This is a genomic window from Psittacicella hinzii (assembly GCF_003585885.1).
In the GTDB taxonomy this organism is placed as follows: domain Bacteria; phylum Pseudomonadota; class Gammaproteobacteria; order Enterobacterales; family Psittacicellaceae; genus Psittacicella.
Genome location: NZ_NRHC01000026.1, coordinates 1 through 20,906, shown reverse-complemented (window position 1 = coordinate 20,906; position 20,906 = coordinate 1). Strand labels below are relative to the sequence as shown.

The 20,906-nt window shown below is 31.7% G+C and carries 20 protein-coding genes; 7 read left to right on the top strand and 13 right to left on the bottom strand.

Annotated elements, in window-relative coordinates:
• Positions 1 to 4: 4 nt before the first annotated feature.
• The 8 genes from CKF54_RS02350 to CKF54_RS02315 all read right to left on the bottom strand — a co-directional run bounded on the left by CKF54_RS02350 (position 5) and on the right by CKF54_RS02315 (position 7,901).
• The gene (locus CKF54_RS02350) at positions 5 to 310 is read right to left on the bottom strand and encodes a YciI family protein (protein ID WP_119524683.1); all 306 of its coding nucleotides are present in this window, start codon (positions 308 to 310) and stop codon (positions 5 to 7) included.
• A 77-nt stretch (positions 311 to 387) separates the two neighbouring features.
• Positions 388 to 1,164 (bottom strand): hypothetical protein, encoded by a 777-nt coding sequence (locus tag CKF54_RS02345; RefSeq protein ID WP_119524682.1) that lies wholly within the window; start codon positions 1,162 to 1,164, stop codon positions 388 to 390.
• Positions 1,165 to 1,176: 12 nt separating this feature from the next.
• Positions 1,177 to 1,719, bottom strand: a complete 543-nt coding sequence (locus CKF54_RS02340; RefSeq protein ID WP_222987476.1) for a septation protein IspZ — start codon at positions 1,717 to 1,719, stop codon at positions 1,177 to 1,179.
• 85 nt (positions 1,720 to 1,804) lie between these two features.
• Positions 1,805 to 3,817 (bottom strand): transglycosylase SLT domain-containing protein, encoded by a 2,013-nt coding sequence (locus CKF54_RS02335; protein WP_119524680.1) that lies wholly within the window; start codon positions 3,815 to 3,817, stop codon positions 1,805 to 1,807.
• 35 nt (positions 3,818 to 3,852) lie between these two features.
• Positions 3,853 to 5,481 carry a glutamyl-tRNA reductase gene (gene hemA, locus CKF54_RS02330; RefSeq protein WP_119524679.1) on the bottom strand — a complete coding sequence of 543 codons (1,629 nt, stop codon included), beginning with the start codon at positions 5,479 to 5,481 and terminating at the stop codon, positions 3,853 to 3,855.
• 7 nt (positions 5,482 to 5,488) lie between these two features.
• A complete protein-coding gene (gene nusB, locus CKF54_RS02325) occupies positions 5,489 to 5,968 on the bottom strand; it encodes a transcription antitermination factor NusB (protein WP_119524678.1) in 480 nt (159 codons plus the stop codon).
• Between the two features lie 13 nt (positions 5,969 to 5,981).
• A complete protein-coding gene (gene ribE / locus CKF54_RS02320) occupies positions 5,982 to 6,458 on the bottom strand; it encodes a 6,7-dimethyl-8-ribityllumazine synthase (RefSeq protein ID WP_119524677.1) in 477 nt (158 codons plus the stop codon).
• A 114-nt stretch (positions 6,459 to 6,572) separates the two neighbouring features.
• A complete protein-coding gene (locus tag CKF54_RS02315) occupies positions 6,573 to 7,901 on the bottom strand; it encodes an L-cystine transporter (protein ID WP_119524676.1) in 1,329 nt (442 codons plus the stop codon).
• Positions 7,902 to 8,369: 468 nt separating this feature from the next.
• Here CKF54_RS02315 and CKF54_RS02310 point away from each other — a divergent pair, with 468 nt between their 5' ends.
• Complete coding sequence (locus CKF54_RS02310) at positions 8,370 to 10,187, top strand: hypothetical protein (RefSeq protein ID WP_119524675.1); 1,818 nt, start codon at positions 8,370 to 8,372, stop codon at positions 10,185 to 10,187.
• Between the two features lie 38 nt (positions 10,188 to 10,225).
• Here the strand turns inward: CKF54_RS02310 and CKF54_RS02305 are convergent, their stop codons facing one another.
• From CKF54_RS02305 to CKF54_RS02285, 5 genes are all read right to left on the bottom strand, one after another.
• Positions 10,226 to 10,750 carry a PTS glucose transporter subunit IIA gene (locus CKF54_RS02305; protein ID WP_119524674.1) on the bottom strand — a complete coding sequence of 175 codons (525 nt, stop codon included), beginning with the start codon at positions 10,748 to 10,750 and terminating at the stop codon, positions 10,226 to 10,228.
• Positions 10,751 to 10,763: 13 nt separating this feature from the next.
• A complete protein-coding gene (ptsI, locus tag CKF54_RS02300; protein WP_119524673.1) occupies positions 10,764 to 12,491 on the bottom strand; it encodes a phosphoenolpyruvate-protein phosphotransferase PtsI in 1,728 nt (575 codons plus the stop codon).
• A gap of 29 nt (positions 12,492 to 12,520) precedes the next feature.
• Positions 12,521 to 12,781 (bottom strand): HPr family phosphocarrier protein, encoded by a 261-nt coding sequence (locus tag CKF54_RS02295; protein WP_119524672.1) that lies wholly within the window; start codon positions 12,779 to 12,781, stop codon positions 12,521 to 12,523.
• A 205-nt stretch (positions 12,782 to 12,986) separates the two neighbouring features.
• The gene (gene rsgA / locus CKF54_RS02290) at positions 12,987 to 14,042 is read right to left on the bottom strand and encodes a ribosome small subunit-dependent GTPase A (protein ID WP_119524671.1); all 1,056 of its coding nucleotides are present in this window, start codon (positions 14,040 to 14,042) and stop codon (positions 12,987 to 12,989) included.
• A gap of 54 nt (positions 14,043 to 14,096) precedes the next feature.
• The gene (locus CKF54_RS02285) at positions 14,097 to 14,606 is read right to left on the bottom strand and encodes a peptidylprolyl isomerase (RefSeq protein ID WP_119524670.1); all 510 of its coding nucleotides are present in this window, start codon (positions 14,604 to 14,606) and stop codon (positions 14,097 to 14,099) included.
• Positions 14,607 to 14,923: 317 nt separating this feature from the next.
• Here CKF54_RS02285 and cysS point away from each other — a divergent pair, with 317 nt between their 5' ends.
• The 6 genes from cysS to glmU all read left to right on the top strand — a co-directional run bounded on the left by cysS (position 14,924) and on the right by glmU (position 20,893).
• The gene (gene cysS / locus CKF54_RS02280) at positions 14,924 to 16,342 is read left to right on the top strand and encodes a cysteine--tRNA ligase (protein WP_119524669.1); all 1,419 of its coding nucleotides are present in this window, start codon (positions 14,924 to 14,926) and stop codon (positions 16,340 to 16,342) included.
• A complete protein-coding gene (locus CKF54_RS02275) occupies positions 16,343 to 17,680 on the top strand; it encodes a TolC family protein (protein ID WP_119524668.1) in 1,338 nt (445 codons plus the stop codon).
• A gap of 290 nt (positions 17,681 to 17,970) precedes the next feature.
• Entirely contained in the window at positions 17,971 to 18,399 is a 429-nt protein-coding gene (gene rplM / locus CKF54_RS02270) for a 50S ribosomal protein L13 (protein WP_119524667.1), read from the top strand.
• 16 nt (positions 18,400 to 18,415) lie between these two features.
• Positions 18,416 to 18,808 (top strand): 30S ribosomal protein S9, encoded by a 393-nt coding sequence (gene rpsI, locus CKF54_RS02265; RefSeq protein ID WP_119524666.1) that lies wholly within the window; start codon positions 18,416 to 18,418, stop codon positions 18,806 to 18,808.
• 120 nt (positions 18,809 to 18,928) lie between these two features.
• Complete coding sequence (gene tpx / locus CKF54_RS02260) at positions 18,929 to 19,441, top strand: thiol peroxidase (RefSeq protein WP_119524665.1); 513 nt, start codon at positions 18,929 to 18,931, stop codon at positions 19,439 to 19,441.
• Positions 19,442 to 19,501: 60 nt separating this feature from the next.
• Entirely contained in the window at positions 19,502 to 20,893 is a 1,392-nt protein-coding gene (glmU, locus tag CKF54_RS02255) for a bifunctional UDP-N-acetylglucosamine diphosphorylase/glucosamine-1-phosphate N-acetyltransferase GlmU (RefSeq protein ID WP_119524664.1), read from the top strand.
• Positions 20,894 to 20,906 lie beyond the last annotated feature (13 nt).

The following is a 20,906-nucleotide window of genomic DNA, read 5'->3' as shown; positions in this document are numbered from 1 at the left end:
TATTTTATTTAAATACAGCTATATAAGGACGTACTTCAACTGACTTATATACACCTGCATGTAAGTATGGATCCTCATTAGCCCAAGCTTTAGCTTCTTCTAGAGAGCTAAATTGAGCGATTACAGTTGAGCCTGCAAATCCTGTAGTTTTAGGATCCTCATCAGATTTTGGATTTGGACCTGCTACTAACAATCTACCTTCAGCTTGTAATTTTTCTAAACGAGCTAAGTGAGCCGGACGTACTTCTAAACGTTTTTCTAAAACGTTATCATTATCAGTAGCAAAGATAACATAATAACTTAATGACATTAAATGTCTCCTTAAAGGGATTGCGATTTTTAAAATATTATACAACAGTGAAAAGTTAACTAAGATCTTAAGTTAAACTAAGATTTCTTCTCGTCGTCTTTATCGTTAGAATTATTTAAGTTATCAAACTTATTTTTTATCTCGTTTAGCTCACTATCCATGTACTCTCTAAGCTTTTCTAACTTTTCTTCTGTGTCCTTTACTTTATCTTTATCAAACTTCATCATGTCTTTTTGTACATCGCCAAAGATTGGTTGGAACATTTTAAACAGACGGATTGATAAATTGAAGATTAGTAGCATGTTAACTATTGGCAGTAGTAAAAATGCTAATAGTACATACCAAGAAGGTGAAGCTAAATTTGTAGCCGGAAGAATAACAAGATATAAGCAACTCATAATAAAGTAGTTTCTTAAGTAAAGTTCATTTGTACTCTTTACAAAAGAATTACGATTTTCTGTCGCAATTGGTACCCCTAAAACCTCAAGTCTTGTCATAGGTGAAAGGTATTTAGGATCATATTTTTCTACAAAGTAACTATGCTTACGATGTCCCCACCAAATAGCAAACGTTATAAGCACATGGTATACCGCAATACCAAAAGCAAAGATTTTAATGTTGTTATCATATGCGGTTAAGCCCATTAGACAAACTGCAACAATAGTTTTTAAAAGATATAATCTGTCTCTTAAAACCTCAGGTCTTGCTGTAGCTACAAGCATTAAAGAGCTAACCTCAACCAGTACATAAACAGTTGCTGCATATTGTACAGCCTGATCAGTGTACAAAGTTAAAAATAGCACGATAAAGAATAAAATGCTAGATAAATTATTAAGGATAAATCTTAGGATCATTATTCACTCTAACTATGGTTTTTTGTTTAAATCTTTTTTCATAAGGTAGTAAAAGATTGGAATAATATATAAAGCTCCAACAGCTGGTAACCAAAATGTTTTTAGCTCTAAAAAAGCATCATCACTTAGGTTAAAGTAAGCATACAAGGTTATAAGTAAACTTACTCCTGAAACTATTATAAACCACCAATTGACAACTTTAAATTCATGATTGGTAAGTTCTTTAATTCCAGCCAGATCTCCAAACACTAGTTGCTGGAAATTTTTTCCAAATAAAACAAAAACAAATGGAACAATAAAAAATATAGCTTTAATTACTAAGAGTTTGATTCTAATATATTGAAAGTCATTAAAGTATATTGTTGGTATAGCAAAGGCAATGCTTAAACCATTTATAAATAACATTGATCTTGGAACTTTAAGTTTAAGTAACTTGAAGTAAAGAATTTGTATTATTGAAAAAATTAATAAAAATATAGAAGCTGCTCTAAGAGCATATTCTTGGGGAGCAAATTTGTAGATTAAAAAGAAAACTATTAATCCAGCAAATTCCATAAATGAACTTATTTGCTTTTTCATATTCGCAGTTTTAAGTAGATTTATAGCTCTAGATTACTAGAGCTATATTCACAATTATTTCTTAGTATTTTCTATTCCACTCATGATCATAGATTGTTACTGGAGATCTATTTCCTTGAATAATTTGATTGTAGTAATCAAAGGCAATAGTATTCATAACGTAATTTCTAGTCTCAGTAAATGGGATAGTTGCTACAAATTCATCAAAGTTTAAACGCCCATTTGCATTATTTAACCATTGAGAAATACGACGAGGACCTGCATTATATCCTATAGCTGCTAGAGCACGATTATTATCATTACTATCTAGCAATTCTGAAAGGTGATATGTACCTAAAGAAATAGAGTATTGCGGGTCAAAAAGATTTTTGTAGCTTGTGTAAGTTAAGCCCATATTAGAAGCAGTTTTCTTTGCTGTAGCATTAATAAACTGCATTAATCCATAAGCTTTAGCACTTGAAACAGCATTATAGTTCCAAGCTGACTCTTGTCTAGCAATTGCTTGTGCAAACGTTTTGGTTACACTTAGATTTTTAGTTTTAGAAGCAAAAGCGCTACTAAAAGCATCTGGGAAGCGAGCTACTAAATTATCTCTTAATCCCTGACGGATTGAACTATTTACTCCTAAATAATAAAGATTATTCTCATAAGACCAGTTAATTAAACCAGTGTAATCTTTATCAGTCTCAAGATTACGCCATAATAATAAAGCTAATGACGAATTATTTAAGCTATCTGCTTCTTTTATAGCTGTATAATACCATGGTAATTCATGGGATAGATCTGGAGCTTTGTCCAGTTTATAAACCAGACTATTAATTATTTTGTAAGGCTTATTTAAGGTTTTAGCTGCTAACATTCCATAAAAACCTTGTGTATTTAGCACTTTGTCAAAGAGAGCTTTTGCTTGTCTAGGATTACTACTTTCTAACGCTTTGGCTTTCCAGTATAACCATTCAGCAGAATTTTGCTTTTCCTCTGATAAAAGGTTTATATAAGCAAGGTAATCTTGTTTATTTAAAATTGCTCTACGAATATTTAGCTCAAGAATGCGATCATTGTGATACTTAGCGATAAAGTTATTTAAGGTAGAAGCAGAAATTTTATAGTAGTATAAATCCGCATATTCAACTATAGCTTGCTCTTTTAACTCCTCTTGCATGTTTGAAGAGTTTATATATGAAATATAGTCTAAGTAGCTATTGTCATCTTGGAAGCCAAACATTTTAGCTAAATTACGAAGATTCTTTTGATCCACTTCGCGGTAATACTTGTTATCTTTATAACGATTTTCTAAAATTACTGCTGGAGTATCGTTAACAACCTTGACATAGTCATATAGAGCAATGTTACTATCATCAGTATTTATTAGTGAAGAAACTTGGTCAAGTAGTTTAATATTGTTTCCAGAAGAATTATTAACAATAAATTGTTTTACAACTAGTTGATCTTCAGTATCTACAAGGTTATAACTTGCGTAGGTATTAAATAAAGATTTACAAGAGTTGATATATCTATATTCAAGTGCCTGGCTAATGGTGTCTTTTAATTTAGTTTTATTATAAGAAACATTACTGTTAATTTGAGCGTCAAGTAATGCACAATTAGCTACTAAGTTATACGGATAATTTTCCCCTAGTTGTTGATACTGACTTAGAATAGAGTAATAATCGCCATTATTACTTTCAGTATAAAACACACTGCCAACTAATGAGATAGTAAAATTGCTACTTGGAAAATACGTTAAGTATAAATCTAAATACTTATTTAAAGGATAATCAAAAGGGAATTTTTTAATTACTTCGGCTAATAGGATAGGGTAGAGAACATAGTTTTCTAATGCGGATAATCTTCCATCTAATTCAGCCTTTGTTTCTGCATTTAATGCTTTTTGATTATTTACAAAGTTTAAAGTGTTTTCGTAAAGTATGCTGTTTGATGTTTTAATAGGGTAGCTATTTGATAATTTAAGCTCAGAATAATTTAAAATAGGATTTGCTTGTGCAACACCTATAACTAAACCACTTAAAAATAGTGGTAAAGTTGAAAGACTTAATAACTTTTTGAAATTCATATATTTATTAATGAAATAGCTGCATACAGATGCAGCTATTTTTTATTTTTAAATTCTACAATACCTACTGCATTATCATAGTTATTCTCATTGCAAAACTTAACAAGCATGTTAAATTCTTGATTTACAGAGTTATCAAAATCCATAGGAACAACTAATCCTTTAAGATCTTTATCTTCTGTTGCTTGAGAATGGAATGGATATTTAGAAATATCTTTTTTCGTTTGAGTGTCTGATTGCAGTATGCTTTTTAAATGTGATTGTTTTATTAAGGTAGTATTTTTAATACAACTACCTTTAAACTGATCACCTTTACAACAAGTATTTTTAAATACTTCTTTATTTAAAGTTTCTTCAATTATTTCACCAAATGATTCTCTATCACTTCTATCAATGAAATCTTGAATTGAACTTAACTCACAGGTTTGTCCATGTCGAATAAATGAGGATAAGATTAAAGTTGGCGTATGTAAAACCTTATTAGTTAACGATGTCGTCAAGTTTTCTAATACTTGATCAATATCCTCACCTCTACTTATTGCGTGTTTAGCTTCGTTAAGTAGTTGCTGACGATGGTTGTGTATAGATTCACGATATTTTACAATGATATCATTCCCTTGGAGAATCCTATTTTGCTCCAAGTAGCGACGAAGATACTTATTAATAATTGGCAATGAGTCATATACCGCTAAGGATCTTTTATTTTTATTTCCCTCTACCATTAATTGTAGATTATCGCGATTATATAACTTAACTCCAGCTATTTCAGTGATCGTAGGATTGATATCATTAGGTATTGCTAGATCGAAGAATAGAGTAGTTTGATAGCCTTTCTTAGCCTGAGAATTTTCTACTAAATCATAATCAAGGATAAAGTTATTAGAACTAGTTGAACTAAAAACTAGAGAAACATCCTCTAAAGCCTGAGTTAAACTTTCAAGCCCATAGTATTCTCCAACTCCCAATGATTCTGTAAATTTTTTAGCGTTCTCTAAACTACGGTTTATGACTACTATATTAGTTAAACCATTTCTAACTAAATGTCTAGCTAAAAGTAGGTTAGTTTGTGAAGCACCTACTAAAAGAATTTTATTCTTTTGTGTAGAGCTAGGTAGCTCATTACGTGCAATTTTACAAGCCATATATGCTATAGATACAGCATATTTACCAATAGAAGTTTTAGTTCTCACTTCTTTAGCACAAGCAAAAGTTTCATCTATTAACTTGTAAAATTCTGATGGTATACGAATTTTACCTACTTGGTAAAACTGTTCAGTAAAAGCCATAGCATCTTTTATTTGCCCAGTAATCTGTGGTTCACCTAACACTAGACTATCCAAACCACAAGCTACTCTAAATAAATGTGAAATGGCGTCAAGTTCTGCCTTTAGGTAGAATTTATCTAAATAACTTGTATCAAGCTGATGAATAGCTAATACTAGCTTAGTAATGGCATCTGTCCATTCATCAAGATTATTAGTTTCTTTTTTATAAACTAAAACTTCGGAACGATTGCAAGTTGAAATGATTAGGGCACAATCGGCTAAACCATAAGCAAGTAGCTCATGATGTAGTTGTGTCATCTTTTCATTAGAAAAAGCCACTTTTGAACTAAAACTAGTATCTGCTAGTTCATAGTTTGAGCCAATTATAAAATAAGACATAGTATTTTTAAATATTTACATCGTTATCATCATTAGGCTCAAAATTTTCACTCTTGCTAGCATCATCTTCAGCAAGTTTAACCTTATCTAGAATTGAGTTAACAAAAGCATAAGAACCTGTTCCTGCAATCGCTTTTGCAATTTCAACCGCTTCATTGATAGCTACAGGAGCGATAGAAATCTTAGTAACAATTTCACAAGTTGCAATACGTAAGATAGCAAGGACAATTGGATCAAGATTATTAAGGTCTCTTGATGAAAACTGTGCAATTTTACTATCAACGTATTTAATATTGCTCACTGTGTGAAAAAATAGTTGACGGTAGTAGTCAAGATCAATTGGTAGATCAGATTGGCTTTCAGCATGGAAAGCTACAAACTGATAAACTACGTCTTGAGGTGGTAGAGGATTTAAAGCCCAAGAGTATAGACTCTGTACAGCAGCTAAACGAGCTACTCTACGTTTTGAATTAACAAATGATGACATTAATACCTCAATACTATTTAGAAATTTGTTGTGCTAAGTTGTACATTTGTAATGCTACATTAGCCGCGTCGATACCTTTGTTACCTGCTTTAGTACCACAACGTTCAATCGCTTCTTCAATAGTATTAGTAGTTAAAACACCAAAAGAGATAGGAGTGTTTGTTTCTAAAGAAACACTCATAATTTGTGATGACATAGGTCCACAAACATAATCAAAGTGAGGAGTAGCACCACGAATAACTGCCCCTAAAGTTATGATTGCGTCATATTGTTTCTTTTGTGCTAATTGTTTAGCAACAAATGGAATCTCATAAGCGCCTGGAACCCTAACTACTGTAATATCACTTTCTGCGACATTGCCTGAATATTTTAAAGTTTCTAAAGCACCATTTAATAATGAGTTAGTAATAAATTCGTTAAATTCAGCGATGATAATCGCAACTTTCATACCAGGGTTATTTAAATAACCGCGTAAAGTTAATTGTGTCATAATTTTTGTAAAAGATCTAAAAGAACAAAATTAAAGATAGGTTCTTTTATTATATCATACGTGAGAATTAATATAGGAAAAGCTATGACTTAAGCAGTCATAGCTTTAATTTAATTAATTAGGAATATTAGTTTTATAAATCCATTTACTGCTAATAGTTCCTGCTGTCATTGCGCCGTTAACATTTAAGGCTGTTCTACCCATATCAATAATAGGTTCGATAGAGATTAGTAAACCAACTAATTCTAAAGGGAAACCTAATGTTGAAAGTACAACAATAGAAGCAAAAGTAGCTCCACCCCCTACTCCAGCAATACCAAAAGATGCTAAAGCAGCAATTAACACTACAGAACCAATAAATGAAATTGACATAGGATCAATTCCTAAAGTAGGAGCTACCATAGCAGCTAGCATTGCAGGGTAAATACCTGCACAACCATTTTGCCCAATAGTTGCTCCAAAAGTAGCTGAAAAATTCGCAATTACAGAATTATTGCCTAATTTTTCAACTTGCGTTTCTATATTTAACGGAATTGACGCAGCGCTTGATCTGGATGTAAAAGCAAAAGCTAAAGCAGGGAATGCTCTTTTGTAATAGCTAAACGGGTTTATTTTGTTTAAACCTAAAATAATACCATGTACAATGAACATTAAAAAGATAGCTATATATGAAGCTATTAAGAAATTAAATAGCGGCATTAAATTAACAGTTGTAGCTGCCATTTTAATAATTAGAGCAAATACCCCGTAAGGAGTTAATCTAATTACAAAACGGACAACACGCATGATTAATTTATTTAAAGCTTCTACTCCGCTTGCAATTCTATCACCAAGATCTTTTTCTTCTTTCTTTAAGCTCAAAGCAGCAACACCTAAGAAAGCAGAGAAAATAACTACTGCAATAATAGACGTTGATCTACTTCCTGTTAAATCAGCAAAAGGATTAGTTGGAATAAATGAAAGAATTATTCCTGGAACTGTTAAGTTCTCTACTCTTGTTGCTCTTTCAGCTACACGACTTTGCGCAGCTAACTCACTACTACCAGCTACTAAACCATCTGAACTTAGATGGAATAGATTCACTAATAATATACCGATTAATGCCGCTATAGCTGTTGTTATAAGAAGAATTGCTAAAACGCTAAAACTAATTCTACCTAGCTTGCTAGCTTGATCGATTTTAGTAATAGCTGAGAGGATTGAAATAAAAACTAGTGGCATTACAATCATTTGTAATAAACGAACATAACCAGTTCCTACAATACCAATCCACTCTAATACGTGCGATAGCTCTGCTAAATCTAGACCTTTAATTGCTAAACCAAAAATTAGACCTAGAATTAAAGATAATAATACTGTCCAACCGAGTTTATTAGTCTTTTTGAAGACAAGATAAATTATAGCTAGAATTAAAACAAAGGCTACTAGCGTTAAATAAAACATGTTACTCCCAAAATGTGAATTTTGGTAAGTAAATGAGATTTTAGGGAACCATCCTAAAAATATATCCGACTAAAGTATACTAACAAATTTTTATAGTTTCAACTAAAAAATGGTAATTTGACCACTTTTTAATAATTTATTACATTATCCTTTACAAGTTCTTATAAAATAAATATAAATCTTTAATTTTTGAAGTTAGAGTTAATCTTCTACTCCTTTCAAAGGAAAAATAGTATTTTGTAAATATTTAACATTACTTAATTTCCCCCTAAAATATAGAGTAAAAACTCCACGCAATCTTACAGATTTGGTTTTATATTTCGCACAATCAGCTTATGGTTATATGATGAAATATAGTATTTTTTCTACTTCAAGGATCCATTACAAATAGGTTCCTTCATATTAGTAGAAATATTTCCTGAACCAAATTCCTAACAACTTTTTAACTTTATAATTATCTAAGCATACATGAACTTTATATATAAGAGTATCCTCCCCAGCAACCTTGTATATACGTATCTGCTAAAAGATTACATAAAACAATGTGCATTATACAATCACTTAGTTGAAGGGGATATCTTTACTTTAACAACTAACAATTTTAAACCAGTTGGTTATCAAACACCTAAACTATTAAATAAATTTGATCATGCAAATTATTTAGCTTTCTTATTAGCCTATAGTGATGACATTGCTTTAATTGATAAGTATTTCAATAACCAATATGAAATGCTTACAAATGACTTCACTTATGATCTAAATAATCCGCTTAAGCCTAAAGATGAAAAACTATACTGTGAAACAGTAGAATACTATCGCGATATCTTTCTCGATAAAAATTTTAAAAACCTACAGGAATTTATGTTCTTTATCGAGGACTATTATATTGTTGATAAGTTAAACCCTGCGCAATATAAAATACTTGATCAAATCTTAAATCAAAGAATAAATCCTAAAACTGAAGAAGAGCAAGCTTTTCTCCTCATCAACATCTTTAGATACTACTTAACAAAGTATCAGTATTTTATTGAGGATGAAATTAATGCTAACATACGTTATTTTGCAATAAAATCTACTCTTTATCAGTTACTAGAAAATAAGCACTACTTAGCTGACTTTATTGAAACAGTGATTGATTATGACTATTATCATATCTTTGATTTAAATTATTGTGGTCTAGGCTCTTCTTACGATAAAAACTCCTACCTTGCAAGTGAAAAGGAACGTCGTCAAGCTATACAAATAACTAACGAACTTTTTTATCAAAAATATTTTTTCCATATCTATCGCGATCTAAGCAATCCTAATAAGTACTTTGTTTACATTGAAGATTTTGTTCGATCATTCAATAATGATCTATCAAATTTAAAATCATTTATGAAACATCATGATTTATTAACGTTTGACGAAGAAATATTGGCGCAGGATAAGGAGTTTAATAATTTAAATGCTGAGTACAAAAATTTAGCATTTATTCAGTTTATTGACAATTCGAAGAATGACGTGAAGCGTCTAATATCTTTTTTCAAAAGAAAAATTTCGCAGCTACAACAATTCGCAATCGTTTATCCTATCGTAACTTATGCTGATTGTGCTAACGAAGCAGGATCTTTTACAATTATTCCTTATCGTTCGATTGTTATGTCTTCTAATTCAACGAGCAGTAGACAAAAACGCAATAACACTTATGAAAAAGAGATTACAATTCTTTCATTGAATTGGCAGTACCTTGTATATAAAGGTTGGGGATTATTTACTAAAACTTTAGTGCATGAAGTTTCACATTGGTATGATTACCAACTACAAAAAGTAAGAAACTTAGTTTTAGATCAAAATGATTATTCATTAGATCATGATAAAAATTTCTTGAGCCTGACTGCCCAAGCTCACAATGAGATAGGGACAGCAAAGGATACTGAAATTACTTACATGTCTAATTTATTGGAATTTAACCCAGTGTACGATCCACCATATTTCTTTTCTGAAGGTGATGATTTCCCTTTATACCAAATTCATAAAAACAGAAGAGTAAGAAAGCATTTTAATCTAGATGCTGATTTTTACTTTTTTGAATTAGACAGATTACCAGAAGAAATTGAAGAATATGAAGAAGAAAATATAGTTGAGTTTGAAATTCCATATGAACGATTACTCGAAAATCATATTGAGGTACATTGTTCAGAATTATTTTTAATTCGTAATAAAGCAGTTACTATTCTTTCTAATCGCTTACGTGATATTCGTGACGATAAATCTTATAAGTTCAAGTTTCTTCAACTTGTATAAAAAAATACCTCTCTTGCTTAAACAAGAGAGGTATTTTTTTATCGTTTAAATTTTATTTTATAGATAGGTGTTATTCCAGCTTCAACACGTGCACCCGCAGATAATTTTTCCACAATTTCAAACTTATCATTTAAGTTGCTTACAACTATAGGCGTAACAGTTTCTAAATTTTTAGCTGCGATTAAATTAAAATCTACTTCAAGTAATGCTTCAGTTAACTTGACCTTTTGATCAAGAGCTACTAATGAATTAAAGCATTGTCCTCTTAAAGTAAAAGTATTAAAACCAACGTGAATAAAGATGTTTAAACCAGGAGGAGTTGAGAGCATAACTGCATGCTGAGTTTGGTACAATTGTACAACTGTCCCATCAACAGGAGAAACTACATATTTTTGCTCTAAATCAGGTTTTATAGCGATACCATCTCCCAAAATTAAATCCGAGAAAACAATATCTGAAACATCTTCTATAGCTAGAACCTCACCGCTCAAAGGTGCATAAACAGTGACCGTTGTTTCATTTGGTTTATTGAAAAAATCAAAGATAGCTTTTAATAAACCCATAAACTAAGTCCTATTAAATAATGCCTCTGTTAGCTAAGAAATCCTGTACTCGTTTTTTAATAGCACGAGAAGAAGTCATAGTTAAACATTGAGCCACTAAAGTCTTACATTCGCTGTATCTTAATTGACGAATGATACTTTTAACTTTTGGAATAGAGATAGCACTCATAGAGAACTCATCTAAGCCCATACCTACTAGTAATGGAGTAGCCAGCTCATCGCCTGCTAATTCACCACACATACCAGTCCATTTACGTTCAATGTGTGAAGCATTGATTGTATTTTGGATTAAACGTAAAACAGAAGGACTGAATGGGTCGTATAAATCTGAGATAAGTTCATTACCACGGTCAACTGCTAACGTATATTGCGTTAAGTCATTAGTACCGATAGAGAAGAAATCAACTTCTCTAGCTAATAAGTCAGCAATAATTGCAGAAGCAGGTGTTTCAACCATCACACCAACTTGTAGGTTGAATTTATTTTCAATACCGCGTTCTACTAATTCAGCTTTACACTCTTCAATGATTTTGTTAATTTCACGAAGCTCAGATACTTTAATGATCATAGGGAACATTACACCAACTTTACCGTGTTGTGAAGCACGTAAGATTGCGCGTAATTGTTGTTTAAAGATGTCTCTACGATCTAAACCAATACGTACAGCACGGTAACCTAAGAATGGATTTAATTCTTTAGGTAATTCCATATATGGAAGATCTTTATCACCACCGATGTCCATAGTACGGATAATCACTAAACGACCATCCATTTTCTTAACTACATCACGGTATGCTTCATATTGTTCTTCTTCATTAGGGAATACATCTCTATCCATGAATAAGAACTCTGTACGGTATAAACCGATAGCTTCTGCACCATTATTTAATGCAGGATCACAGTCTCTTAAAGTACCAATGTTAGCAGCAACATCAAATTTAACACCATCTAAAGTTACTGCTGGTAAGTCTTTTAATTGAGCTAATTCTTCTTTTTTACGAATTAAATCTTCTTCTAATGCTTTAAAGTTTTTAACTTGATCTTCATCAGGGTTAACATATACAGCATTATTTACAGCGTCAAGAATGATTAAATCGCCTTGTTTTACTAAAGAAGTAATATTATTAGTACCAACGATTGCAGGGATCTCTAAAGAACGAGCCATAATTGAAGAGTGACTTGTTCTACCACCGATATCGGTAATAAAACCTTTAACTTTATCTAAAGGTAATTGTGCAGTTTCAGAAGGTGTTAAGTCATAAGCTACAACTACAACTTCTTCTGAGATCGCTGTTAGATCAATAATATTTAAACCAAGAATATTTTTTAATAAACGTTTACCAATATCTTTAATATCGGCAGCACGTTCACGCATATATTCATCTTCTAATTTTGAAAAGATTTCAATATGTTGATTTAAAACTTGATTAGCAGCATTGTCTGCAGTAATAAGATCATCTTCAATTAAAGATAATACTTCTTCTTCAATTTCCTCATCTTCTAAAATCATTAAATGACCTTCGAAGATTTCTGCTTTTTCTTTACCTAAAGTAGCTTCAGCTCTTTCTTTAATGCGTTGAATTTGCTCAACCGCTTTACCTCTAGCTTCGAAGAATCTTTGTTTTTCAGCTTCTACTTGATCTTCAGAGATATTAGCTGAATTAATTACAATTTCTTCTTCTTTTAAAACTAAAGCTTTAGCATATGCTACACCAGGTGAAGCAAGAATACCTTTAATCATGGTAGTATAAACTCCTAAAAATTATTGAATTACTCTAAAGTGTTAATTAAAGCTGATAAAGTTTCTAATGCTTTTTCTTCATCAGCACCATCACATGTTAAAGTAATAGCAGTATCTTTAGCTAAATTTAAACTAATAATTTTAACAGGGCTTTTTGCACTTACAGTTTCACCTGCTGCAGTAATAGTAACTTTTGATTCGAATTCTTTTGCTGCTTTAGCAAACGCTGTTGCTGGACGCATGTGAATACCATGTGGTGCAGTGATGATTAAATCTTTGCTAACAGTCATATTAAATCCCGTTTTTAAAAAGGTTAAATGAATACTTAAGCTAAATGCTTAAATTTTAGGAAAATTGTTGTATTAAACACAAAGTCACAATAAAGTAGACTATTACATCTATTAATTATTATTTAGAGTAAATTAAGGTTTAATACGTAAAATAGCAAAACTTCGCTAACATTATACTATTTATAACGTTTATTTTTAAAACTTTTTAGCTTTCTTTTAGCTGTTGTAAAAGATTTCTTAGGTTTTGATAGCGAAATTCAGAAATTTTATTATCTTCTTTTAATTTTATGATCCCACAACCTAAGTTGTTATTGTGGTTACAATCTGAAAAGCGACAAGTGTATTCACTATCGTGTAGCTCTTTGTAACCTCTTAATAATTGAGTTTCATTATAGTTATCTAAACTAAATTCTCTAATTCCAGGGCTGTCTATTAAAGCACTATAATCATTTAGTTTAAATAATCGAGATGTTGTAGTTGTATGCTTACCTAATTTAGTATCATAATTAATTTCGCCAACCGTCATTAGTTCTTGATTAAAAATGGCATTAATTAATGATGATTTCCCTACCCCTGTTTGTCCTACTAAAATATGTAAACCTCGATCTAATTGCTCTCTGATTAAATCAATATTTAACTTATCTTTTACCGAAACTGCTAAGGTTTTATATCCTAAATTATTGTAATACTGGATAATATCTTCTACTATTTGTTTATCCTCTTCAGTTTCAAGTAAATCTACTTTATTGATTAGAATTAATGGTCTAACTCCATTATTTTCAGCAACTATTAGATATCTATCTATAATTTCAGTATTTAGAGTTGGGTTTATAGAAGAAGTAATAATCATAGTGCTAACATTTGCAACTATGTTACGCGCCTTATTAAAGTAGTAGCGCGTGATCAGGTTACTTCTATCTTCTTTCTCAACTATGAAACTTTGCTCATCATTTATATCATGAAAGTAAACATAGTCACCTACAACTAAATCATCTAATGATGCTTTCATAAAGCAACGCTTATGCTCTTGAGTGAATTTACCTTCATCTAAAAGCATTACATCAGCTGACTTACCATAACGACTAATAACTATGCCCTTATAGGTCTCTAACTGGTCACCTTGCTGAGACAGTAGCTCTTCCTCAAGATGCTTCATATCCGAAAGACGTTGATTCGATCTTCTTGCTATAAGCTTCTGTCTATGCTTATTAATGTTTTGTTGTTGCTTTAATGAAAGATGTCTTTTTTTCTGATGCGACATAGTTAAATAATACTAGAGCCTTAGTACAATTTACTAAGGCTCTCCCTATAATTTTTAGTTAATTCTTTTCGCGCTTTCAATAAATAGATTCTCAACAGGGATATCCATTTCTCTTACTTTTTTCCCTGCGATAGCTTCTAATTCTTTAAAGCCACTTGTTAATCTACCAAAAACAGCATAGCCCCAAGATTGCACTTCTCCAGACTCAGTAACCTTAGCATCTAAATGAGCAGAGTTATCTACTAAGTTAATAAAGAATTGTGAAGTTGCTGAATTTGGTGCACTTGTTCTAGCCATTGATAAAGTATATGGAACGTTTGATAAGCCATTAGTTGATTCATTCACAATAGGAGCAAAACCATCTTTGTGATTAAAATCTAAATCATAGCCACCACCTTGGATTACAAAGTTTTTAACTAGACGGTGGAATAGAACGTTATCATAGAAGCCTTCGTCAACATAGCGTAAAAAATTTGCCACTGTAATTGGAGCTAATTCTTCAAATAGCTCAACTTCTAAATCACCAAAATTAGTTTTTAATAAAACTCTTGGGTTTTCTGTCATAAAATTATCCTTGTAAAAATTTTTTGTTCTATTATACCATTCTTTCTCGTTATCTATAAAAGTTAAAGCTCAAGAATTGCATTTTTACTTCTATCTTTTTACATGAAGATAGCGGTAAAAGAATATTTTTTCGCAAGAGAAAATTATGAAAAAATTGACTTTTTAAGTATAATAATTGATTGAATACTCAATAATACCGAGTTCTCTTAAAATACTCCAAGATGAATGACCTTTTTTCAATACTTTGGAGCTTTAAAAATACAAGTTTTTAATTATAATTAACGAAAGCAATTAGATTTGCTAGCATTTTTTCAATTATGTCAGAATTAAAAGTATTTAATAGTTTTTCACGCAGTAAAGAAGTTTTTAAACCTATCATTCCTGGGAAAATTGGAATGTATGTATGTGGAGCAACTGTTTATGATTTAATTCACACAGGTAATGCTCGTACTTTTGTATCTTTTGACGTAATTAACCGCTATCTGCGCTTTGCTGGTTATGATGTTACATTTGTGCGTAATATTACCGATATTGATGATAAGATCATTAAACGCGCAAATGAAAACAAGGAAACTTTTGAAAATTTAACTGAGCGTATGATTGCAGAAATGCACAAGGATTTAGACACCCTTAACGTACTAAGACCTGATGTTGAACCTCGTGCAAGTCAAGTAATTCCAGAAATCATCAATATTTGTTTAGAACTTCAAGATAAAGGCTACACTTATCAAAATTCAGATGGTGATCTTTTATTCCGTGTAGACAAATACGCAGATTATGGCCAACTATCTCGCCAAGTTCTTGAACAATTGCAGACAGGTACACGTACAGAGATCTCACAAAACAAGTTATCAAGTTTAGACTTTGTTCTTTGGAAACAAGCTAAACCAGGTGAGCCAATGTGGGATTCACCTTGGGGCAAAGGTAGACCTGGTTGGCATATTGAATGCTCTGCAATGAATAATAAGTTCTTAGGGTCTAACTTTGATATTCATGGCGGTGGCAACGACTTAATGTTCCCTCATCATGAAAATGAAAGAGCACAATCTTGCTGTGCAACAGAAGATAAATTTGCTAATTACTGGCTACACAGTGGAATGGTAATGATTGACAAAGAGAAAATGTCAAAATCATTAAACAACTTCTTTACAGCAAGAACTTTATTAGAAAAATACGATACTGAAGCAGTTAGATTTTTCTTAGCTAGTGCACAATACCGCTCAGATTTAAACTATACTACTGAAAATATTGAGATAGCAACTAAGTCTCTTGAGAGACTTTATACTGCTTTAAAAAATAATAGCGATAAAGTCCTTGAGAAATCTTACACTGCAAAAACTCTAAAAGAGGAGTTTAAGTGCGATCTTTATGTTGATAAGTTTGTTGAAGCAATGAATGATGATTTCAATGCTCCAGAAGCTATAGCTGTACTTTTTGAATTAGTAACAGCTATAAACATAGAAAAAGACCAATCAAAACAAATTAATCTAGCAAATACTTTAAGAGCTTTAGGTAATGTATTTGGTATTTTCTACAAAACAACAGAACAATTCTTTAAAAATACAGACGATTTAGAAGTAGATCCTTCTTATATTGAAGAATTAATTGCCAAACGTGCTAAAGCAAGAGAAGAAAAAGATTGGTCAACAGCAGATGCTGTTCGTGATGAATTAAACCGCTTAAATGTTGTGGTCGAAGACGGTTTAAATGGATATACATGGAAGGTAAAAAAATAAATGAAAAAATTTAGATTAGCAACTTTAGCAAGCTCTCTTGCCTTGTTATTTGCCACTAATGCTTCTTCACTAACCCTTGAAGAATCTTACAACTTAGCATTAACAAACGATATTACATATCAGAGCGCAAAAGCTGTTCTTGAAGGCTCTATTGCCAATGCAAATACTAACTATGCAAATGTTCTTCCAACTGTAGGTTTTAACTACAATTGGTCTCTAAACAGAAATCTTTCTGCTGATAGAAACTTACAAAGTTATCTTTCAACTGTAAGTATCTCTTTAAGTCAAAATATTTTTAGCATGTCAGCATTCTATTCATTAGATGTGGCAAGTAAAACAAAACGACAAGCTGAGATCACATATATTACAGCTAAACAAGACTTAATTAATCGAGTTATTACTCGTTATGTTGCTGTTTTAACTGCAAATGCTAATCTGATCATTTCTGAAAATAACGTTAAATATTACGAGCAAGTTTATAAGTCAACTTCAACTCGTTTTAATGCTGGTTTAGTTTCTGCAGCTGATTTAGATACTGCTAGCTCAAACCTGAACTCTGCAAGAGCTACATATATTCAAAGCAAAGCTAGTTTAGAAACAGCATTATCTAATTTTAGTTTAGTTGTTGGTCAAGAGACTTCATTAGATGAGTTTTATACTTTAGGTGATAATACACCGAGATTAAATTACTCAAAAGACGTTAATGACATCAATAACAACCTAACACTAAAATCTTTAGCAATGACTAAAGAATTAGCTCGTCTTAATCACAAAGTTGCTGTAGCAGCATATCTTCCTACATTATCATTATCTGCTTCATTAGGTAATAGTAGTTCTAATACCGTACAATATGGTGAAAGAAATTGGGGAGCTGCACACCGCTTAGATAGACTTCAAGTTGGTATTACCTTAACAGTACCTATTTTCCAAGGTGGTCAAATTTACAATAATAGTAAATACTATAAATCTCTATATACTCAATCAGCATATAGCTATGATCAAACGTATTTAGAAACTAAAAATAATTTCACCACTAACTTAAAAACTATCAGTTACGATGAAGACATCATCAGAACTTATAGAGATTCTTTAGCTTCTGCAAGAAAAGCTTATAACTCTACTCAAGCTGCTTATAGAGCTGGTACTGCTTCAATAACTACTTTAATCAATAGCGTTAACCAACTTTATACTGTTGAGCAAAATTTAACAAATGCTAAATTTGATTATATTACTGCAGTAGTGCAACAAAAAATTCTTTCAGGTACATTAACTGAAGATGATATTAAAGAAATCTCTCAATTCTTTACTGTAAAACAAGAGATAAAATTAGTAGATTAACTTGAAAATTAATTTAAGTTATTATATAATTACACAGTATTTTAGGATTCATGTTATACATGGATCCAATTTTTATGCAGAATGCTATTTTAATTCTGCAAAGTATAGATTTTTTTGTTATAATCCTTTGTAACCTTATTGCATCTGGTTTTCCCACCAATGGCGGATTAGGATATTTTCCTAATCAGATTAGTTTTTAATCAGGAATTTTTCTAATGGTCGTAGTTGATTATGGTTAAGTTCTATTTATTTACTAATCAAGGTTAAATTTTAATTTGGAAATTAATTACATGAAAACTTTTGTTGCAAAGCCACAAGAAGTTAAACGCGAATGGCTATTAGTTGATGCTGAAGGTAAAACTTTAGGTCGTCTAGCTACAGAAATCGCATCACGTTTACGTGGTAAACATAAACCTGAATACACTCCACACGTTGATACAGGTGACTATATCGTTGTTATCAATGCTTCTAAAATTAAAGTAACTGGTAACAAAACTGACGATAAAATCTATTACCACCACTCTGGTTTCCCAGGCGGTATTAAACAAGCTACTTTTGCAGAGCTTCAAGTACGTAACCCATTAGCAGCAATCGAAATCGCTGTTAAAGGTATGTTACCGAAAGGTCCACTTGGTCGTCAAATGTTCCGCAAACTAAAAGTTTACGCTGGAGCTGAACACGCACACGTTGCTCAAAATCCAAAAGCAGTTGAACTTTAATAGAGGAATAGATTAGATGTCAGAAAAACAATACTACGGTACAGGTCGTCGTAAAAGTTCTTCAGCTCGTGTTTTCTTAAGAGCTGGTACTGGTAAAATTACTGTTAACAACCGTGATGTAGAAGCGTACTTCGGTCGTGAAACATCAGTAATGGTAGTTAAACAACCTTTAGAACTTTTAAACTTATCAGATAAATTTGACTTATACGTAACAGTTAAAGGTGGCGGTATTTCAGGTCAAGCTGGTGCTGTTCGTTTAGGTTTAACTCGTGCTTTAATGGAGTACGATTCAGAGTTCCGTAAAGATTTACGTTCTGCTGGTTTCGTTACTCGTGATGCTCGTAAAGTTGAACGTAAGAAAGTTGGTAAAACTAAAGCACGTAAAAGTGTACAATACTCTAAACGTTAATTTTTTATTAACTTTAAAAAAAGCTTGCATTTATTTGCAAGCTTTTTTATTTGCTTATAGAAATTTTCAAAAATTAAAGTATAATAATACTAGTAAGTTTCTAATATTATAAGGACAAAAATGACAACTGTAACTTTCCAAGGTAATCCTGTAAAATTAGCAGGTGAGAACTTAGTAAAAGTAGGCGACAACTTATCTACTTTAAAGTTTACTACTAAAGATTTAGAAGATGAATCATTAGCTGACTATGCTGGTCAAGTGGTTGTATTAAATATTTTCCCTTCTGTTGACACTGGCGTGTGTGCTATGTCTGTAAGAGAGTTTAATGCTATTTTAAATAATCTAGAAAACACTAAAGTATTATGCTTATCAGCAGACTTACCATTTGCTTCTGGACGTTTTTGTGCTGCTGAAGGTTTAAATAATGTTGAAACTGTATCAACTTTCCGTTTCCCTCAAACATTAGAAGATCTTGGTCTTAAACTAGCTGAAGGTCCTTTAGCAGGTTTAGCTGCGCGTGCAGTTGTAGTTCTAGATAAAGAGTTAAATGTTAAATATGTTGAACTATCTTCAGAAATTACCAATGCAGTAGATTTTAATCAAGCTGTAACTGAAGTAAAAAACTTATTATAATTTAACTACTACGAACCATTAGGCATTTAAGCTTAATGGTTCGTTTACATTTATCATCCTATGACACAAGAAAATAACAAATTTTTAAGCATAGTACTAGCAGCTGGTGCTGGAACTCGCATGAAAAGTGATGTTCTTAAAATTATGCACAAAGTTGCAGGAAAATCTATGATTAAGCATGTTCTTGATCAAATTGATAAATTATCACCTGTAAATAACTATATAGTTTACGGCTATAAAGGTGATGTAATTCAAGAACATCTTAAAGATCGTAATAATTTAATTTGGGCGCTACAAGAGCAACAGCTAGGCACTGCGCATGCTACAAAAGTAGCAGCTGATTTAATTAATGCTGATCTACCCACCTTAGTATTATTCTCTGACAACCCTTTAATTCAATCGTCTACCATTGAAAAGCTATTTTCTAAATACGAAGCAGGAGCTGACATTGTCTTAATGACAACTGTACTAGACAATCCTTACGGATATGGTAGAGTAATTAGAGATGAACAAAACAATATTAAGGCTATTGTAGAAGAAAAGGATGCTTCTGAAGCTGAACGTCAAGTTAAAGAAATTTATCCTGGCATTATGCTAGTAAACTCTTTAAATCTAAAGCAGTTACTTAATTTAGTTGACAATAACAATGCACAAAACGAGTATTATCTAACAGACATTATTCGTTTAGCTTATCAGCAAGGGCAGATTATAACTTCTGTAACCACTGATTATCGTGAAGTTTCATCAGCTAATACCAAATATCAGTTAGCACAACTAAATGATTATTATCACCAACTTAAGATTAAAGAATATACAGAAAAAGGTCTAATTCTTGATTCAATTGAACCTAGCTCAATTTCACTTAATGGCAATCTAGAATTTGGTCAAGATTGTCATATTGAAAAGAATTGTCAATTCAATGGTGAAGTTATTCTAGGAAATAATGTAAAAGTTGGTCATGGTTCCATTATTTCGAATTCTGAAATTGGAGACAATACAACTATAGAACCATATAGCATTATTGAAAATTCTAAAGTTGGAGTTAGTTGTGCTATCGGACCATATGCACGTTTACGACCAAACTCTATTATTAAAGACAAAGCTAAAGTTGGTAACTTTGTAGAAACCAAAAATGTAACTTTAGGTAAGGGATCTAAAGCTAATCACTTAACTTACCTTGGTGACAGTGTCATTGGTGAAAATGTAAACGTAGGAGCTGGTGTAATTACTTGTAATTACGATGGTGCTAATAAATTCCAGACAATTATCGGTGATAATGTCTTTATTGGCTCTGATAGTCAGTTAATTGCTCCTGTAACTATTGCCAATGGGGTTACAGTTGCTGCAGGTACTACGGTATCCAAAGATGTCGAGGTTGAAGCCCTAGTTCTTAATAAAAAAGAAACTATATTAAAAACTAACTGGTCAAGACCTGTAAAAAAATCTAAATAATAAATAAGCTCTC

Coding starts and splice junctions, on each gene's coding strand:
- CKF54_RS02315 (WP_119524676.1), bottom strand. CDS start 7,901: ATGTTTTATTTAACGCTAGTAGCCTTTGTTTTAATTCTAGCTATAATT.
- CKF54_RS02310 (WP_119524675.1), top strand. CDS start 8,370: ATGAACTTTATATATAAGAGTATCCTCCCCAGCAACCTTGTATATACG.
- ribE (WP_119524677.1), bottom strand. CDS start 6,458: ATGACACAATTAACTTTACGCGGTTATTTAAATAACCCTGGTATGAAA.
- rsgA (WP_119524671.1), bottom strand. CDS start 14,042: ATGTCGCATCAGAAAAAAAGACATCTTTCATTAAAGCAACAACAAAAC.
- cysS (WP_119524669.1), top strand. CDS start 14,924: ATGTCAGAATTAAAAGTATTTAATAGTTTTTCACGCAGTAAAGAAGTT.
- tpx (WP_119524665.1), top strand. CDS start 18,929: ATGACAACTGTAACTTTCCAAGGTAATCCTGTAAAATTAGCAGGTGAG.
- CKF54_RS02335 (WP_119524680.1), bottom strand. CDS start 3,817: ATGAATTTCAAAAAGTTATTAAGTCTTTCAACTTTACCACTATTTTTA.
- hemA (WP_119524679.1), bottom strand. CDS start 5,481: ATGTCTTATTTTATAATTGGCTCAAACTATGAACTAGCAGATACTAGT.
- glmU (WP_119524664.1), top strand. CDS start 19,502: ATGACACAAGAAAATAACAAATTTTTAAGCATAGTACTAGCAGCTGGT.
- CKF54_RS02305 (WP_119524674.1), bottom strand. CDS start 10,750: ATGGGTTTATTAAAAGCTATCTTTGATTTTTTCAATAAACCAAATGAA.
- rpsI (WP_119524666.1), top strand. CDS start 18,416: ATGTCAGAAAAACAATACTACGGTACAGGTCGTCGTAAAAGTTCTTCA.
- CKF54_RS02275 (WP_119524668.1), top strand. CDS start 16,343: ATGAAAAAATTTAGATTAGCAACTTTAGCAAGCTCTCTTGCCTTGTTA.
- CKF54_RS02340 (WP_222987476.1), bottom strand. CDS start 1,719: ATGGAATTTGCTGGATTAATAGTTTTCTTTTTAATCTACAAATTTGCT.
- CKF54_RS02295 (WP_119524672.1), bottom strand. CDS start 12,781: ATGACTGTTAGCAAAGATTTAATCATCACTGCACCACATGGTATTCAC.
- CKF54_RS02350 (WP_119524683.1), bottom strand. CDS start 310: ATGTCATTAAGTTATTATGTTATCTTTGCTACTGATAATGATAACGTT.
- CKF54_RS02345 (WP_119524682.1), bottom strand. CDS start 1,164: ATGATCCTAAGATTTATCCTTAATAATTTATCTAGCATTTTATTCTTT.
- nusB (WP_119524678.1), bottom strand. CDS start 5,968: ATGTCATCATTTGTTAATTCAAAACGTAGAGTAGCTCGTTTAGCTGCT.
- rplM (WP_119524667.1), top strand. CDS start 17,971: ATGAAAACTTTTGTTGCAAAGCCACAAGAAGTTAAACGCGAATGGCTA.
- CKF54_RS02285 (WP_119524670.1), bottom strand. CDS start 14,606: ATGACAGAAAACCCAAGAGTTTTATTAAAAACTAATTTTGGTGATTTA.
- ptsI (WP_119524673.1), bottom strand. CDS start 12,491: ATGATTAAAGGTATTCTTGCTTCACCTGGTGTAGCATATGCTAAAGCT.